This window comes from Ralstonia flaminis (assembly GCF_958415495.1).
GTDB lineage: Bacteria > Pseudomonadota > Gammaproteobacteria > Burkholderiales > Burkholderiaceae > Ralstonia > Ralstonia flaminis.
This window is the reverse complement of sequence record NZ_CATZLL010000018.1, coordinates 39,852-56,458: the sequence shown is the minus strand read 5'-3', so window position 1 is coordinate 56,458 and position 16,607 is coordinate 39,852. Positions and strand designations below refer to the sequence as shown.

The following is a 16,607-nucleotide window of genomic DNA, read 5'->3' as shown; positions in this document are numbered from 1 at the left end:
CGCGGATGATTCTTCAGGAATTGGACGGTGAACGTCGCATTGCTTGTCGTCCGAAGCATGGGGTCACTGCGTTAACATGCCTGCATCCGCACTCGGCGCACGCACGTGTGCCCCACTCTGCTCCCCGCCCGATGGCCCGAATTCGCTCGACCTGTTTGTTGAACCTGTCGCGCAGCGCACTTGTCTGCGCTACGCTCCTCGCCCTCACGGCTGCACCGCTGGCGCATGCCAAGAAACCCAAAGCCCACGCCGCACAAGCCACGCCCGCCGCGAGCGCGGCACAGAAGCGTCAGGCTGCACGCAATCCCGCCGGGTTGCCTGCCAATGTGGCACTGGCATTTTTCCGTGCGCATATCCCGCTCGACGCGGTGAGCGTGTTCGTGATCCGCACTGGCACCGCCACGCCCATCCTGCAGTGGAACGCCGATGCCGGCATGAACCCGGCGTCGACCATGAAGCTGCTGACCACCTTTGCCGGGCTGGACCTGCTGGGCCCCAACTTCCGCTGGAAGACCACGGCCTACGCCGACAACCAGCCCGTCAACGGCACGCTCAACGGCAACCTCTACCTGCGCGGCCAGGGCGATCCGAAGCTGATTCCCGAAGAGCTGGTCAAGCTGGTGAGCGATGTGCGCCGCGCCGGCGTGGATGAGCTGGCCGGCAACATCGTGCTGGACCGCACGTATTTCGAGAACGGCCTGTCGGAAGCGCCACCGCTCGACGGCGACAGCGGACGCGCCTACAACGTGGCACCCGATGCGCTGCTGTATTCGTTCAAGACGCTCACCTTCACGCTCACGCCTGACGCCGGCAACGGCGCGGTCAACATCGATGTGTCGCCACCGCTGGCGCAACTGCAGATCGACAACCAGCTGCGCACCACGCGCGGCGGCTGCGGCGACTGGAAGACGGCCTCCGGCGCCAACATCACGACGCAGACCGATGGCCACGTGCTTGCCAGCTTCGACGGCCGTTATGCGGCTGCCTGTGGAGAACGCGTCTACAACATCGCCGCGCTCACGCATGCCGACTTCATCTGGGGCGGCTTCCTGGCGCTGTGGCAACAAGCGGGCGGTACAACCCGCTTCACGCCCGGCCTGCGTGAGGGCAAGGTGCCGCGCCAGGCCGTGCTGCTGGCCACGCACTACGGCCCTACGCTGGCGGAGGTCGTGCACGACATCGACAAGTATTCGAACAACGTGATGGCACGCCAGCTCTTCCTCACCATTGGGGCAGAGATCGGCCGCAAGCCTGCTTCGGTGCCGCAATCGACGGACGTCATCAACCGCTGGCTTGCCAAGCAGAACCTGACGATGCCGGAGCTGGTGCTGGAGAACGGCTCGGGCCTGTCGCGCGTCGAGCGCATCAGCGCGCGCAACATGGGGCGCCTGCTGCAACAGGCCGACGCCAACCCGAACGGCGGCATCCTGCGTGACGCACTGCCCGTGGTGGGCGTGGACGGCACCATGCGCAACCGGCTCACGCGCGCCGGTGTGGCCGGCAACGCCGAGATCAAGACCGGCACGCTCAATGACGTACGCGCCATTGCCGGCTATGTGGAAGGCGAGAACGGCGAGCGCTTCGTGGTGGTCAGCATGATCAACCACCCGAACGCCAGCGCAGGCCAGGCCGCACACGACGCACTGCTGCAATGGATCTACCAGGGCGCGCCGCGATGACCCGGCAGAACACGCGCGCGGCGCTTCTCGGCATTACAGGCACCTCGGGCAGCGGCAAGACCACGCTCGTCGAGCAGCTCATTGCCCGCTTCGTGCGCGATGGGCGCCGCGTGGCCGCCATCAAGCACACGCATCATGGTTTCGATCTCGACACGCCGGGCAAGGATTCGCACCGCATGCGCTCGGCCGGCAGCGCCGAGGTGGTGCTGGTGGGCGGCGAGCGCCTCGTACTGATGCGCGAATTCGGCCCGACACAAGAACCCGAGTTGACCGACGTGCTGGCACTGCTGTCCCCCGAGACCGACGTGGTGATCGTGGAGGGCTACAAGCGCAGTGACTTCCCCAAGATCGAGGTCTTCCGTCCCGCGCTTGGGCGTGCGCCACTGTGGCCGGAAATCGGCGGCGTGGTGGCCGTCGCCACGGATGCAACGGATGCCGTTCAGGTACCTGAACACGTGACCGTGCTCGACCTGAATGATGTCGACGCGGTCTACCGGTTTGCCATGCAGCAGATTGCAAAAGCATCCACATGAAGCACTCTTAACATCCGGGCGATGCAGCTTGGCTATGATGGGGCGTTGAATTTTTTCGCCAGCCCCCCTCCCAACAATATGCTTTCCCGTCTCTCAGCCGCGCTTCTTAGCGCGGCATTTTTTTGCGCGGCGCTGCCCGCCACCGCGCGTGATTGGATCCCCCCGACGGCCACACTCGGCCATGGCGCACAGGTCCATCAGTTCGTGCTGATCGATCCCTCGACCGGGAAGCCGATGCCTAACGCGCGCTACCGTCTGTTCCTACCGGGTCACACCATCGCAGGGAAACCGCCCAAGAAAGATGAAGACGACAGCGTGATCTTCGGCACGACCGATGGTGCGGGGCGCACGGTCAAGGTCCGCCTGCACAAGCGCTACCCGGCCAAGCGCTGGATACTCAACCCGATCATCGGGCAGGGCGAGTTTGGTGAATCCTTTCACCTGGTCAGCAAATTCGATGACGTCTCGCTGAGCCACTTCCCGTACCTGCTGGATGTCACGGACGAATACCTGATCTGCGGCCGCGCCAATGACGAGGGCTATTCGTACTACGCGCAGTCACGGGAACCACGCACCGTCCAACTCGATACCGACATGCAGTTCACGCCCGAGGACTACGCTTGGTGCGCCGGCCCCGGCAGAGCCATCGCCAATGCAGACGAGACGCAAAGCCCGTCGGCGCTCTATGCGCAGTACCTGGGTGCAATGATCGCCAACAGTGCAAAGCTCAGCGAAGGCTTTCAGGACCGCATCGCGCGCAAGCTGATGTCACTGGCCATTACCGAGCGCAATCCAGAACACATCGACCTCGCACTTGACGTGCGCCCGGTGCCTGACGACAAGCTCAACAGCTACGGCTATGAACTCGCCGACGCAGGGCTGCGTGTGGAGCGCGGCCTGTCCATGATCGAAACCTATCTGGCACAACACCCGGACGATCCGTTCGCCCTCGACAGTAGGGGCTGGGCGCTATACAGGCTGGGCCGCAATGAAGAGGCGCTCAGCGCGTTCGACCGCTCCATCGCCGTCTTCAATCAACCGAATGGCGACTATGGCATCAGCGACGACCTGGTACGTGAGGCCCGTGCGGAAGGTCTCGCACACAAGGGCGAGGTGTTGTGGAAACTCGGCCGGACCGACGAAGCGCAGGAGGTCTTCAAACAAGGCCTCGACATCTGGCCGAAGAGCGATGTACTGAAGGCGACCCTGGCCCGCCTGGCAGTAGTGTTGCCGGCGCCGACAGCGCAGTAGTGCACGCATCGCCCCGCAAATAAAAACGCCCGCTTGCGCGGGCGCTTTGCTTGAACCGGTACTTGCTGGATCAGTGCATCAGGCTGTCCGCCAGCAAACGCTGCAGCACGTTGCTCGCGATCAGGCGATGGCCGCCCGTGGTCGGGTGCACTCCGTCGGCGAACAGGTAGGACTGGTCTGCACCGGCCGCCACCAGCGTGTTGGCCGAGCAAAACAGCGAGCTACCGCCAGCGCCCGGCACCAGTGCGTTGATCTTGGTCGCATCGCAAGCCGGCGTGCTGGTATTGCTGAAGCCGAACTGCGTGCCGTTCTGGATCACGGCGGTCAGTTGCGAGTTGAAGTCGATCACGCGAGCGGTGGTACCCGTCAGGCCGGCTTGCAGCGTGGTGTTGAACGTACCCACCAGCGCATGCAGCAGTGCCTGGCCTTGCGGGCCGCCCGCCACGCCTTGCGGCGTCAGGCTGCTGTCCGGCAGGTTGAACACGTAGAGCTGCGTCGCGTTCTTGCTGATCATGTCCTTGATGTAACCGACCAGATCGGTCGCAGCCTGTTGCACCTGCGCAGTGGCGATGGCCGGCGTCACGCCCGAGTTCGGCGTGGCGACAGCGGCAGCCCAGTAGAAGATGTCGTTGTTGCCACCGAACACGAACACCACGTCACCGCTACCGTTGAACGTGTTGTTGCTGGCCGCGTAGAAGTTGGCGAGCTGCTGCTTGACCGGATAGGTCAGCGCGCCTGCACCGCCGTTGTGGCCGATGCCGTTCGGATCGGTCACGCGCGAACCGCCTTGCGCATAGTCAAAGCAACCGGGTTTCGGGCAGGTCTGCACCTGGTTCGCGTAACCCATCACTGCCGGCGTGAGCGCCACGCCCAGTTGCGATGCCACGGTTTCCGCCCACACCGGGCCGGGGTTGGTGGTGAACCTGCCACCGCCCACAGCGGCCGCTGCCGGTGTGTAGGTGCCAGCGTCGCTCAGGCTGTCGCCGAACACCACCACGCGCTGAACCTTGGGGGCGCTGCTGCTGTTACCGCTTTGATCGGATTCGCCGCCGCAAGCGGCCAGGCCCAAGGCAAGGGCCGCCGATGCGAGCCCCATCCATTGACGCAACTTCATGGTCTGTCTCCCGTATGGAATTTTTTTGATCTGTGGTGCGTTGCCCGTGCGTTTGAAGCACGCCAGACGACACAACGCCCAAGTGTAGCGAGGTTGGCAGGTGCACGGCGAACGCGTGCAGCCTAAGAATTAGAGGCCCAACTCGAACTAAGCGGCGAACGCGGCGGCGGCGCGACGCAGGCGGTCGTTGACGGCTGCCCAGGCGGGGGTATCGGCTAGGGTTTCTACCCAGATGGCGTCGTAGCCGCCGCGATCGAGCTCGCGCAGCAGTGCATACAACGCGTTGGCGTAGGCCGCTGGTGTGACCGGCGCGGCTTGCTGGTCGCAGCCTGCTGGCAATGCCACGGGCGCGCCAAGCCAGACGATGCGCTTGCCGGCAGGCAGTGCAGCCAGGCGGGCGGGCACCTCAGCCGCGCAGAGCAGATACAGCGGCGTGCGCGGCGCGTAGTGCGCCTTCAACGTGCCAGAGGCACGAGGCGCGGCAGCATCGGGCATCGCGGGCATCTCGCCGGTCACGCGCTCAATGTCGTCGGGAGTGATGGCACCTGGGCGCAGCAGCACGGGGCCGATGCCCTGGTCCAGCCGAGAGAGATCGATGATGGTGGACTCGATGCCCACGTCCACGCCGTCACCTTCGAGCACGAACACGGCATCGCCAAATTCGTCACGCACATGCTGCGCGGTCGTCGGGCTGACCTGGCCGAACTTGTTGGCCGAGGGCGCAGCAATGCCGCCACGCCCGCGCTTGAAGCGCGAGAGCAGCGCCTGCGCCACCGGATGCGACGGGCAGCGCAGCCCGATGCTGTCCTGCCCGCCCGCCACTGCAGCCGGAATGTGCGGCGCACGTTTCAGGATCAGCGTCAGCGGTCCGGGCCAGAAGGCTTCGATGAGTTGCAGCGCGATGCCGGGCACGTCATCCGCCCAGTAGGAGATGTCCGCGCCATCCACCACATGCACGATCACGGGGTGGTTGGATGGCCGCCCCTTGGCCGCGTAGATCTTGGCGATGGCCTGTGGGTTTTCGGCATCGGCGCCGAGACCATAGACAGTCTCGGTCGGGAAGGCGACCAGCTCGCCCGCCTCCAGCTTGCGCGCGGCCTCATCCAGGCGCTCGCGCGAAGGCATGACGTAGGGCGTGGTCGACTTGTGCATGATGATGCGTGCTCGCTTAATCCGGCTGCAGACCGAGCACGTGTGCGGCGTGGCGGAAGGCTTCGTCCACCACCTCCGGCGAGGTGCCGACGCAGTTCACGTGGCCCATCTTGCGGCCTGGGCGCGCATCGGCCTTGCCGTACAGGTGGACCTTGGCGCCGCTGTGGCCCATGACCTCGTGCCACGCAGGCGTACGTTCCAGACCGTATTCGAACCACACGTCGCCCAACACATTCAGCATACGCCCCGGCGAATGCTGGCGCGTACTGCCCAGCGGCAGGCGGGCCATGGCGCGCACCTGCTGCTCGAACTGGCTGGTCTCGCACACATCCATGGTGATGTGGCCGGAGTTGTGCGGGCGCGGCGCCATCTCGTTGGCCACCAGCGAGCCATCCTGCAGCACGAAGAACTCGACGCACAGCACGCCGACGTAGCCCATCTCCTCAGCGATCATCGCGGCGGCCGCGCGGGTGCGCGTGGCAATGTCATCCGACACGCTGCGCGAGGGCATGATGGTCGAGAACAGGATGCCGTCACGGTGGGCGTTCTCGGCCAACGGCCAGGTGGCGGTGCTGCCATCGGCGGCACGGGCGGCCAGCACAGACACCTCGTACGCCAGCGGCAGCATCTTCTCCAGCACGCACGGCACGTGCTGCATGGCGCCCCAGGCGGCGCGCAGTTCTTCAATCGTCGAGACGCGCGCTTGCCCCTTGCCGTCATAGCCCATGCGGGCAATCTTCAGGATGCCGGGCAGCAGGTCCGCAGGTAATTGCTCAATGTCGGCTTCGTGCTCGATCACCCAGCTCGGTGCCGGGTGGATACCCGTGCGGGCAGCGCACAGCGCGAAGAACTTCTTTTCGGCGATGCGGTTCTGGGCGATCGACACGCAGTTGGCGCGCGGTGCGACAAACGCACCCAGTTGCTCCAGGCGGTCGAGCGCGAGTGCCGGCACGTTTTCGAATTCAGTGGTAACGGCTGGGCACAGCGCCGCCATTTCAGCCAGCGCGGCTTCATCGGTGTAACCCGCGCACAGGTGGCGCTCGGCGATGGTGCCGGCGGGGCTGTTCGGGTCCGGATCAAGCACGCAGACCTTGTAGCCCATCGCCTGCGCAGCGTGCGTGAACATGCGGCCAAGCTGGCCGCCGCCCAGCATGCCCAGCCAGGCATCGGGCAGGATCGCGTTGGGAACGTTCAGCGCGCGGGATTCCGGGGTATGAGCTTGCGCCAGGCGCGGGTTCAGGTCGTCGGCCATGAATCAGGTCGTAGGTTGCTTAGGCGCCGTGCACGGGGAGCGTCATCCCGCGTGCCACTTCGGTTTGTTGCGCGCGGAAGGCTTCGAGCTTGTCGGCCAGCGCTGCATCGGTGGTCGCGATGGTGGCGATGGCCGCGAGCGCCGCATTGGCCGCACCCGCTTCACCAATGGCAAATGTCGACACCGGAATGCCCTTGGGCATCTGCACGATGGAGAGCAGCGAGTCTTCGCCGCGCAGGTACTTGGATGGCACCGGCACGCCGAACACCGGCACGATCGTCTTGGCGGCGATCATGCCCGGCAGGTGTGCTGCCCCGCCGGCACCGGCGATGATGGCGCGCAAACCCCGGCCGCGTGCAGCTTCGGCGTAGCGAAACATGTCGTCCGGCATGCGATGCGCCGAGACAACTTGCGCTTCGAACGGAATGCCGAACTGCGTGAGCATGTCCACAGCGTGGCGCATGACTTCCCAGTCGGAGCTGGAGCCCATCACCACGCCAACGAGCGGAGCAGATTGCTGTGCGGTCATCGTCGTCGCTCCTGGTTTAACGCAGCGACTCGCCGGTCAGGCGGGTCAGTGCTTCACGGTACTTGCTGGCAGTCTTCTCGATCACGTCGGCCGGCAGTTGCGGCGCCGGAGCGGTCTTCGGCCACGGCTTGCCGTCGATGCGCACGGCTTCGAGCCAGTCGCGCACGAACTGCTTGTCGAACGACGGCGGGTTGGTGCCCACCTGGTACGAATCGGCCGGCCAGAAGCGCGAGGAATCTGCCGTGAGCGCCTCATCCATCAGCGTCAGGGTGCCGTTCTCATCCAGACCGAATTCGAACTTGGTGTCAGCAATGATGATGCCGCGCGTGGCGGCAAAGTCGGCGGCTTCCTTGTACAGGCGGATGCTCACGTCGCGGATCTGTGCGGCAAGATCCGCACCGATGCGGCGCTCGACTTCATCGAAGGAGATGTTCTCGTCGTGCTCGCCCACGTCAGCCTTGGCGGCGGGGGTGAAGATCGGCTCGGGCAGCTTCTGCGCGTTCTGCAGGCCGGGGGCCAGGTGCACGCCGCACACGGCGCCGGTCGCCTGGTAGTCCTTCCAACCGCTGCCGGCCAGATAGCCGCGCACCACGGCTTCCACCAGGATCGGCTTCAGGCGCTTGACCACGATGGCGCGGCCGCGCACCTGGTCGACTTCGTTCGGAGCCACCACGGTTTCCGGTGCGATGCCCGTCTCGTGCGTCGGCACGATGTGGCGCAGCTTGTTGAACCAGAAATCCGACATCTGTGCCAAGACCTTGCCCTTGTCCGGAATCGGCTGACCGAGGATCACGTCAAACGCCGACAGGCGGTCAGTAGTAACCATCAGCAGCTTGTCGTCGCCGACGGCGTAGTTCTCGCGCACCTTGCCACGGCCGAGCAACGGCAGGCTAGTGATCGACGATTCATAAAGGGCGGTGGATGCAGGGGTGGCGGACACGGCGGAACCCGAGAGGAGATGAGAAAACGTGGAAGGCCAGCATTATACGTGGCCCATGCAATGCAAAACGGCTGGCGCAGTGCCAGCCGTTTGCTCGTGGTGACGCGAAATGCTTACTGCACCACTTGCGCCAGCTTGCCGTTGCTGTAGTCAGCGGCCATCACCGACAGGCTGACCGGCTTGATCTTGCCAGCCTGGCCTTCACAGCCGAACTGGATGTAACGCTGCTTGCAGACTTGCTTGGCCGCCTCACGCGCGGGCTTGAGCCATTCGCGGGCATCGAACTTGTCCGGGTTCTCGGCCAGGAACTTGCGCACGGCGCCGGTCATGGCCAGGCGGATGTCGGTGTCGATGTTGATCTTGCGCACGCCGTACTTGATGGCTTCCTGGATTTCCTCGACCGGCACGCCGTAGGTTTCCTTCATCTTGCCGCCGTACTGGTTGATGATGGCCAGCAGCTCTTGCGGCACGGAGGACGAGCCGTGCATCACCAGGTGGGTGTTCGGGATACGCGCGTGGATTTCCTTCACGCGGCTGATCGCGAGGATGTCGCCGGTGGGCTTGCGCGAGAACTTGTAGGCGCCGTGGCTGGTGCCGATGGCGATGGCCAGAGCGTCCAGTTGGGTGGCCTTGACGAACACAGCAGCCTCTTCCGGATCGGTCAGCATCTGGCTGTGATCCAGCTTGCCGGCAGCGCCAATGCCATCTTCCTCGCCGGCATCACCGGTTTCCAGGTTGCCCAGGCAGCCGAGTTCACCCTCGACGGTCACGCCAACCTTGTGCGCCATGTCGACCACGCGACGCGTGACGTCCACGTTGTAGTCGAAGCTCGACGGCGTCTTGCCGTCTTCCATCAGCGAGCCGTCCATCATGACCGAGCCGAAGCCCAGGTCGATGGCGCCCTGGCAGATGGCCGGGCTTTGGCCGTGATCCTGGTGCATCACCAGCGGGATCTCCGGATAGGCTTCAACGGCGGCCTGGATCAGGTGCTTGATGAAAGCCTCGCCGGCGTACTTGCGGGCGCCTGCGCTGGCTTGCAGGATCACCGGCGCGCCGGTTTCCTTGGCCGCTTCCATCACGGCCTGGACCTGCTCCAGGTTGTTCACGTTGAATGCCGGCAGGCCGTAGCCGTTTTCAGCGGCGTGGTCCAGCAGTTGGCGCATGGAAACGAGTGGCATGGTTTTCTCCTATGGGTCGATCTGTATTCGGTCTCAGGAACGCTTTTAGCAAACAGCGTTCCGTCATGGGCGTCAGTGCATGCCGACGCGGACAATCTTGAGTGTGTTGGTACCGCCCGCCTGCCCCATCGGCTCGCCGACGGTCAGGACGATGAAGTCGCCGCGCTGCACGACGCCGCGCGCAACCAGCAGTTCTTCCGCCTGATGCAGCGCCTCGTCGCGGTCAGTGCTGGTGGCCAGTGGCAGCGCCTGCACGTTGCGGTACAGGGCCATCTTGCGTTGCGAGCCCACGTTGGGCGTCATCGCATAGATCGGCACGTTGATACCGTGACGGCTCATCCACAGCGCGGTGGCACCGGAATCGGTCAGCGCGGCAATCGCCTTCACCTGTAAATGGTAGGCCGTGAAGAGCGCCCCCATGGCGATCGATTGGTCGATGCGGCTGAAAGTCTGTTCGAGGAAGTCCGTGTCCAGGTGCACCGGCTGCGACTTCTCGGCTTCCACGCAGATGGCTGCCATGGCTTCGATGGTCTCGACCGGGTAGCGACCGGCGGCGGTCTCGGCGGAGAGCATCACGGCATCGGTGCCGTCCAGCACAGCGTTGGCGACGTCCGACACCTCGGCGCGCGTCGGCACCGGGTTGACGATCATCGATTCCATCATCTGCGTGGCGGTGATGGTCAGCTTGTTGGCTTCGCGCGCGAGCTTGATCATGCGCTTCTGCAGCGCCGGCACGGCCGCGTTGCCCACTTCCACCGCCAGGTCGCCACGGGCGACCATGATGCCGTCGGACGCGGCCAGGATCTCTTCGAGCACGCCCGGGCGGATCGCCTCGGCGCGCTCGATCTTGGCGATCATGCGCGGCTTGTGGTTGTGCGGCTGCCCCGCCACCACGGCCAGTTGGCGCGCCATTTCCATGTCGGTGGCGTTCTTGGGGAAGCTGACCGCAACGTAGTCGGCGCCCAGCGCCATCGCGGTCTTGATGTCTTCCATGTCCTTGGCGGTCAGCGCCGGGGCCGACAGCCCGCCGCCCTGGCGGTTGATGCCTTTGTTGTTGGACAGCTCGCCGCCAATCTTGACGATGGTTTCAATCTCTTCGCCCACCACGCGCGCGACCTGCAGCACGATCAGGCCATCATTGAGCAGCAGCAAATCACCAGGACCGACGTCGCGCGGCAGCTCCTTGTAGTCGAGGCCAGCGCGCTCCTGGTTGCCCAGTTCGCAACGCGCATCGAGCGTGAAGCGGTCGCCCGGGGTCAGGGTGATCTTGCCGGTCTCGAACTTGCCGACGCGGATCTTCGGACCCTGCAGATCGGCCATGATGGCGACCTCGCGCCCCACCGAGCGCGCCACCTCACGCACGAGCTGCGCGCGGTCGATGTGATCCTGCGCGGTGCCGTGCGAGAAATTCAGCCGCACCACGTCCACCCCGGCCGAGATCATGCGGGTCAGGACTTCCTGCGTGCTGGACGCGGGGCCGAGCGTGGCGACGATCTTGGTGGCGCGGGTCATGGGCGGTGTCTCGTTGGTGTTGTGGGGTAATGCGAGCGATGTGGAGTCAAGCGGCGCAATCAGGCCAGTGCGGCCTGGTTCTGGGCGCGCTGTTCCAGAATTTCCACGGCCGGCAGCGTCTTGCCTTCCAGGAACTCCAGGAACGCACCGCCGCCAGTGGAGATATAGCCCACCTTGTCAGCGATGGTGTACTTGGCGATGGCCGCCAGCGTGTCGCCGCCGCCTGCAATCGAGAAGCCCGACGAGGCAGCGATGGCCTCGGCCAGCACCTTGGTGCCGTTGCCGAACTGGTCGAACTCGAACACGCCGACCGGGCCGTTCCACACGATCGTGCCGGCGGCCTTGAGCTGGTCAGCCAGCATGGCGGCCGTCTTCGGTCCGATATCGAGAATCATGTCGTCATCCGCCACGTCCTTCACATCCTTGACGGTAGCGGCAGCAGTGGCGCTGAATTCCTTGGCGCACACCACATCCACGGGAATGGGTACCGACGCGCCGCGTGCAGCCATCAGGTCGATGATGGTCTTGGCGTCGCCCACCAGATCGGCTTCGGCCAGCGACTTACCGATCTTCAGGCCGGCAGCCAGCATGAACGTGTTGGCGATGCCGCCGCCGACGATCAGATTGTCCACCTTGTCGGCCAGCGACTTCAGGATGGTCAGCTTGGTCGACACCTTGGAGCCGGCCACGATCGCCACCAGCGGACGCGCCGGTTGGCCCAGTGCCTTGCCCAGCGCATCGAGTTCTGCGGCCAGCAGCGGGCCGGCACAGGCGACAGGAGCGAACTTGGCGATACCGTGGGTAGTGGCTTCCGCGCGGTGGGCGGTGCCGAAGGCGTCGTTGACATAGACGTCGCACAGCTTGGCCATCTTCTGGGCCAGTTCGTCGCTGTTCTTCTTCTCGCCCTTGTTCACGCGGCAGTTTTCCAGCAGCACGACCTGGCCGGGCGCAACGTCCACACCATCCACCCAGTTCTGCACCAGCGTCACGTCACGGCCCAGCAGCTCGGACAGGCGTTTGGCAACGGGTGCCAGCGAGTCTTCCGGCTTGAACTCGCCCTCGGTCGGGCGGCCCAGGTGCGACGTGACCATCACGGCGGCACCCGCGCCCAGCGCAGCCTCGAGGGCCGGCACGGAAGCGCGGATGCGGGTGTCTTCGGTGATGTTGCCGGCGTCGTCTTGCGGCACGTTGAGGTCGGCGCGGATAAACACACGCTTGCCGGCAAGCTTGCCTTCGGAGATGAGATCGGACAGACGCAGAACGTGAGGCATGGCAGCAACAGTAGGAATCGCGGAAAACGACGATTTTACCTGATCACCCTTGCACGCTCGCCGTAAAACGGACGAACGAAACCCCGAATCCCCTGACCAGGGGAGCGCGCCTATCTTCACAATCCTCCACAAAGCTAGAATGTGCGCGCCAATAAACATAAATACGTCGGGAGTTTGATATGAGCCAAGCGCCAACTCTGGGCCGCGCCACGCTGGCGGCCGCCTTGACCACCCTGCTGCTGACCGCTTGCGGCGGCGGCGACGGAGCCTCCACAGGCGCCACTTCCAGCACCCAGCCGGACGGCGGATCGACCGGCACCCCAACCTCACCCACCACGCCGGCCGCCGGCCCGCTCGCGCTGAACATGCTGGAGTTTGCGCAGACGCACGTGCTGCCCGAGAGCGGTCTCACCTGGACGCTGCCGAACACCACCGGCACGCTGCAGCTCACCGGCAATCGGGGCGCGCTGGCGCTGGCGTCGATCGGGCAGGCGGATGTTCAGCAACCCAAGCTGGAAGCCTGGCGCAACGGCGCGCTGGTCGGTAGCCTAGCGCTGAATGCGCCCAGCGCCCTGCCGCCGACGGAATCTGCCGGCCGCCCGTACGCAACCGACCGTTGGAGCGCGACCGTGCCCGCCGCGTGGATGGTGCCCGGCACGACATTCCGCGTATCGGCAGCCAACTACACCGCCAGCACCAGCCACACACCCAGCTTCGGCACCAATGCGGACATCACGCTGCGTGTGCTGCCGTTCTACCTCTTTGGCGCGAACGATTCGAATACGACGCCGCTGTCGACCGTCAAGGCGCCGGACGCCGTGACGCAGCAGGAGATCTTCGCCAAGTGGCCGGTCTCGGCGCTGACGGCAGCCAACCACCCGATCGGGCGCGTGTCGTGGCCGAGCATGGTGATCGCGCCGCGTGCGGACAGTGGCAACGTTGCGCAGCCGGCCTACGTGGTCACGGCCATGAGCCAGCAGAAAGAGGGCTACGCGGTGATGAGCTCGGTGCTCAGCCTGATCCAGAGCCTGCGCAACGCCAACGGCGAAGGCCCGACCAACAACCAGTACTACGCGCCGATCCTGCCGGTCGATCCGGTGACGAACAAGCCGGTGTTCCTCGGTGGCGGCCTGGGTGGCGGCAATGCGGGCGTGGGCGACCAGAACTACACCGGCATCTTCATCCACGAGCAAGGCCACGCGTTCGGTCTGCCGCATGCGGGCGATGCCTACACCGCCGGCACGTATCCGTACGCCAGCGGCAGCCTGACGGGCTCGGTGTGGGGCTACGACCCGAACAAGAACCAGTTCCTCGACACCCGCGTGCCGACCACAGCCAGCAGCTACGCCAACTGTGCGAGCGGCCACCAGACCGATTCCGCCAACCGCTGCATCAAGCAAGACCCGATGCAGGGCGGCGCGGGCGATCAATCGCCGGGCTACAAGTTCGCCACGTTCTCGGATTTCAATACAGGAAAGATGCAGGCCTGGCTGCAGGGCCGCATCCTGGTCGACGCGGCGTCCCCCACCGGCTACAGCCAGTGGAATGCGGCCACCCAGGCGCGCGTGGCCTACACGCCCACAACCACCAGCAACGGCCTGTACGGCATCAACCAGAACTTGCCGACGCAGACCAACGTGCCGGTGTACGCCATCGCCATCACGTTGAGCCGCGCAGGCACGGCGGGGGTTTCGCAGATCTATCCGCCGCTGCCCTTCACCGGCAACCTGATCCAGACGTTTGACCCGACCAGCGCTGCCGACCGCGCCGCCATCGTGCCCAACACTGGCACGTACGCGTGGTACTGCCACGCCAGCGGCTGCGACTACACCGTGCGCGTGACCTACGCCGACAACTCGCAGATCACGCGAGTGCTGCAAGGCGGCTTCCGCCCGTGGTTCAGCCCGACCGGCACGCCGGCCACCAGCACGGCAGACCCGACCAGCGGCGACAGCTTCAAGCTGTGGACCATCAACGTGCCCGGCAACAAGGCCATCACCAAGGTGGAGCTGCTCGATACGCCAATGGCGTGGAACGGAGTGCCCGCCACGCCGACCGTGTTACTTAGCCGGTAATACCTGGGGGCGCCGCTGCAGGCGCAGCGCGCTCTCGGCACTGTAGACCGCCAGGCCGATCCAGATCAGCACGTAGCCCGCCACCTTCGGCCCGGCAAACGGCTCGTTGTAGAGCCACACGCCCAGCAGCAACTGGAGCGTGGGGCTCACATACTGCAGCAGCCCCAGCAATGAGAGCGGAATGCGCCGCGCCCCGGCGCCGAACAACAGCAGCGGCAACGCCGTCAGCGGGCCGGCCAGCGCCAGCAGCAACTGCATGCCGGGCGACGCGACCAGGAAAGCGTTCTGCTGCTGCGCGGCGAGCCAGCCCAGGTAGGCCAGCGCGAGCGGAAACAGCAGCAGCGTCTCCAGCGTCAGCCCCTCCAGCGCGCCCAGCGGCGAAGTCTTGCGCAGCAGGCCATAGAACCCGAACGAAAACGCCAGCGCCAGCGCGATCCACGGCAGCGTACCGGCCTGCCAGGTCAGCCATGCCACTCCGGCCGCGGCCAGCGCCACCGACACCCACTGCACCGGCCGCAGCCGCTCGCCCAGCACCAGCGAGGCCAGCATCACCACCACCAGCGGGTTGATGAAGTAGCCCAGGCTTGCGTCGAGCACATGGTCATGGTTGACCGCCCAGATATAGGTCAGCCAGTTAGCCGCCAGCAATGCGGTGCTGGCCGCATAGCGTCCGACCACGCGCGGCTGTGTGCGCAGCGCCCACAACCACGCCCAGTGGCGTTTGACGAGCAGGATCACCACCATCACCGCCAGCGACCAGATCACCCGGTGCGACAGGATCTCCACCGGCGACACGGCCTTGAGCAGCTTGAAGTACAGCGGAAACAGGCCCCACATCGTGTAGGCCAGGAAGGCAAAGATCACACCATTGCGTGTGGAAGCGGAACCCGACACATTCATCCCCAGAGGCGCAGCACGGTAAACACCCCCATGCCGACGAAGATCATGCCCAGCATGCGCCGCGTCACCACATAGAAGGCGGTGGCCGCAACGCCCGCCATCAAGCGCGGGTTGGTCCAGGTCGCATCAAAATGACCCTGATTCCAGAGCAGGTCAGGCAGCACGATGGCGATGAGCGCTGCCGCCGGCGCAAAGCGCAGTGCGTGCTGCAAACGCATCGGCAACGCGACCTTGTCGCCCACGATCAGGAACAGCGAACGCGTAACGATCGTCACCACCGTCATGCCGGCGATGACCAGCCAGATCTCCAGCGCGCTCATGCGTCCCCCTCCTTGGCCGTCTTCTGTGCCGCGCGGCGGCGCTGCCATTGCAGGCGCGCGGCGGCCTCATCGGCGGCCAGGCCTGCCGCCATGGCGCCGGTGACGGCAATCACCAGGCTCAATCGATACGGCAGCTTGAAGGCAACCAGCGCCAGCACCGCCGCCACGGCCACCGCCATGAGGGTGGCCCGGCTACGAATGGTCGACACCATGACAGGAATCAGCGCGAGCGTCCCGGCCAGCGCCAGGCCCCACGCATCAGGAAACAGGCTCGCCGCGACGATGCCCAGGATGGACGACACCTGCCAGGCCACGAAGCTCAGCAGGACCATGCCCCAGTAATACCCTTCTTTGCCCACCTCCGGCGCCGCGGAGGGATATTTCTGGGTGAACAGCACAAACGGCAGATCGCCGTTGACCACGCCCAGGACCACCCGCCGCACGAACGGCAGATGCCCGAAATGCTGCGCGAGCCCCGCGCTGAAGATGATGAAGCGCACGTTGACGATGAACGCCGTCAGCAGCACCGTCCAGATCGGCAGCCCAGCCGCCAGCAGTGGCAGCACCGCCAGCTGCGACGACCCCGCATACACGAAGATCGACATACCGATCGCCTGCGGAATGGTCAGCACTGACTTGCTCATCGCCACGCCCGTCACCACGCCCCAGGTGAACACCGGCGGCAGCGACGGCATGTACGCCCGTATGCCGGCAAAGAAGCCGGCGCGTTCCGCAGGGTCGATGGCCTGCCAGCGGCGTTGTAGCGCAGCACTCCAGCGGGCTAGTACCATGACGCCCCCTCAAGCGGCGCATTCGTCTCTTTTTTATTGTCCGGCCAAAGGCTGCCGGCAGCGCGCGGGCGCGGATGCGTCGGGGGCGACATGAGTGGCTCGTAGGAAAC

Annotated in this window: 15 protein-coding genes; 4 read left to right on the top strand and 11 right to left on the bottom strand. The window is 65.4% G+C overall.

Annotation, left to right across the window (positions count from 1 at the left end):
- Positions 1-131 precede the first annotated feature (131 nt).
- From dacB to R2N11_RS23075, 3 genes are read left to right on the top strand one after another with little or no spacing between them, the layout of a single operon-like run.
- Positions 132-1,679 (top strand): D-alanyl-D-alanine carboxypeptidase/D-alanyl-D-alanine endopeptidase, encoded by a 1,548-nt coding sequence (gene dacB / locus R2N11_RS23085; RefSeq protein ID WP_316682509.1) that lies wholly within the window; start codon positions 132-134, stop codon positions 1,677-1,679.
- Positions 1,676-2,212 (top strand): molybdopterin-guanine dinucleotide biosynthesis protein B, encoded by a 537-nt coding sequence (gene mobB / locus R2N11_RS23080; protein WP_316682508.1) that lies wholly within the window; start codon positions 1,676-1,678, stop codon positions 2,210-2,212. The genes dacB and mobB overlap by 4 nt, the downstream gene beginning before the upstream one ends.
- Before the next feature lie 21 nt (positions 2,213-2,233).
- Entirely contained in the window at positions 2,234-3,463 is a 1,230-nt protein-coding gene (locus R2N11_RS23075) for a tetratricopeptide repeat protein (protein WP_316682507.1), read from the top strand.
- Between the two features lie 70 nt (positions 3,464-3,533).
- Here R2N11_RS23075 and R2N11_RS23070 read toward each other — a convergent pair whose 3' ends face one another.
- From R2N11_RS23070 to R2N11_RS23035, 8 genes are all read right to left on the bottom strand, one after another.
- Positions 3,534-4,577, bottom strand: a complete 1,044-nt coding sequence (locus R2N11_RS23070) for an SGNH/GDSL hydrolase family protein (RefSeq protein ID WP_199031564.1) — start codon at positions 4,575-4,577, stop codon at positions 3,534-3,536.
- A 147-nt stretch (positions 4,578-4,724) separates the two neighbouring features.
- The gene (locus tag R2N11_RS23065) at positions 4,725-5,729 is read right to left on the bottom strand and encodes an L-threonylcarbamoyladenylate synthase (protein WP_199031563.1); all 1,005 of its coding nucleotides are present in this window, start codon (positions 5,727-5,729) and stop codon (positions 4,725-4,727) included.
- Between the two features lie 16 nt (positions 5,730-5,745).
- Positions 5,746-6,981 (bottom strand): 5-(carboxyamino)imidazole ribonucleotide synthase, encoded by a 1,236-nt coding sequence (locus R2N11_RS23060; protein WP_199031562.1) that lies wholly within the window; start codon positions 6,979-6,981, stop codon positions 5,746-5,748.
- 19 nt (positions 6,982-7,000) lie between these two features.
- Positions 7,001-7,510 carry a 5-(carboxyamino)imidazole ribonucleotide mutase gene (gene purE / locus R2N11_RS23055; RefSeq protein WP_147214432.1) on the bottom strand — a complete coding sequence of 170 codons (510 nt, stop codon included), beginning with the start codon at positions 7,508-7,510 and terminating at the stop codon, positions 7,001-7,003.
- A gap of 16 nt (positions 7,511-7,526) precedes the next feature.
- The gene (locus R2N11_RS23050; protein WP_199031561.1) at positions 7,527-8,450 is read right to left on the bottom strand and encodes a phosphoribosylaminoimidazolesuccinocarboxamide synthase; all 924 of its coding nucleotides are present in this window, start codon (positions 8,448-8,450) and stop codon (positions 7,527-7,529) included.
- A 113-nt stretch (positions 8,451-8,563) separates the two neighbouring features.
- Entirely contained in the window at positions 8,564-9,628 is a 1,065-nt protein-coding gene (fba, locus tag R2N11_RS23045; protein WP_199031560.1) for a class II fructose-bisphosphate aldolase, read from the bottom strand.
- Between the two features lie 72 nt (positions 9,629-9,700).
- On the bottom strand, positions 9,701-11,140 hold the full coding sequence (gene pyk / locus R2N11_RS23040; protein ID WP_316682506.1) for a pyruvate kinase: 1,440 nt from the start codon (positions 11,138-11,140) through the stop codon (positions 9,701-9,703).
- A 59-nt stretch (positions 11,141-11,199) separates the two neighbouring features.
- The gene (locus R2N11_RS23035) at positions 11,200-12,411 is read right to left on the bottom strand and encodes a phosphoglycerate kinase (RefSeq protein ID WP_316682505.1); all 1,212 of its coding nucleotides are present in this window, start codon (positions 12,409-12,411) and stop codon (positions 11,200-11,202) included.
- A gap of 179 nt (positions 12,412-12,590) precedes the next feature.
- Here R2N11_RS23035 and R2N11_RS23030 point away from each other — a divergent pair, with 179 nt between their 5' ends.
- Positions 12,591-14,486, top strand: a complete 1,896-nt coding sequence (locus R2N11_RS23030) for a M66 family metalloprotease (RefSeq protein ID WP_316682504.1) — start codon at positions 12,591-12,593, stop codon at positions 14,484-14,486.
- On the opposite strand, the gene rarD is transcribed toward R2N11_RS23030, so the two are convergent.
- Genes rarD through R2N11_RS23015 form a run of 3 tightly spaced genes read right to left on the bottom strand, consistent with a single transcriptional unit; the run spans position 14,472 to position 16,497 of the window.
- A complete protein-coding gene (gene rarD / locus R2N11_RS23025; RefSeq protein WP_199031556.1) occupies positions 14,472-15,386 on the bottom strand; it encodes an EamA family transporter RarD in 915 nt (304 codons plus the stop codon). The two genes, R2N11_RS23030 and rarD, sit on opposite strands and share 15 nt — an antisense overlap.
- Entirely contained in the window at positions 15,383-15,706 is a 324-nt protein-coding gene (locus R2N11_RS23020; protein ID WP_199031555.1) for an AzlD domain-containing protein, read from the bottom strand. Before R2N11_RS23020 ends, rarD begins: the two co-directional genes overlap by 4 nt.
- Positions 15,703-16,497, bottom strand: coding sequence for an AzlC family ABC transporter permease (locus R2N11_RS23015; RefSeq protein WP_316682502.1), 795 nt, complete (start codon positions 16,495-16,497; stop codon positions 15,703-15,705). Before R2N11_RS23015 ends, R2N11_RS23020 begins: the two co-directional genes overlap by 4 nt.
- Between the last annotated feature and the right edge of the window lie 110 nt (positions 16,498-16,607).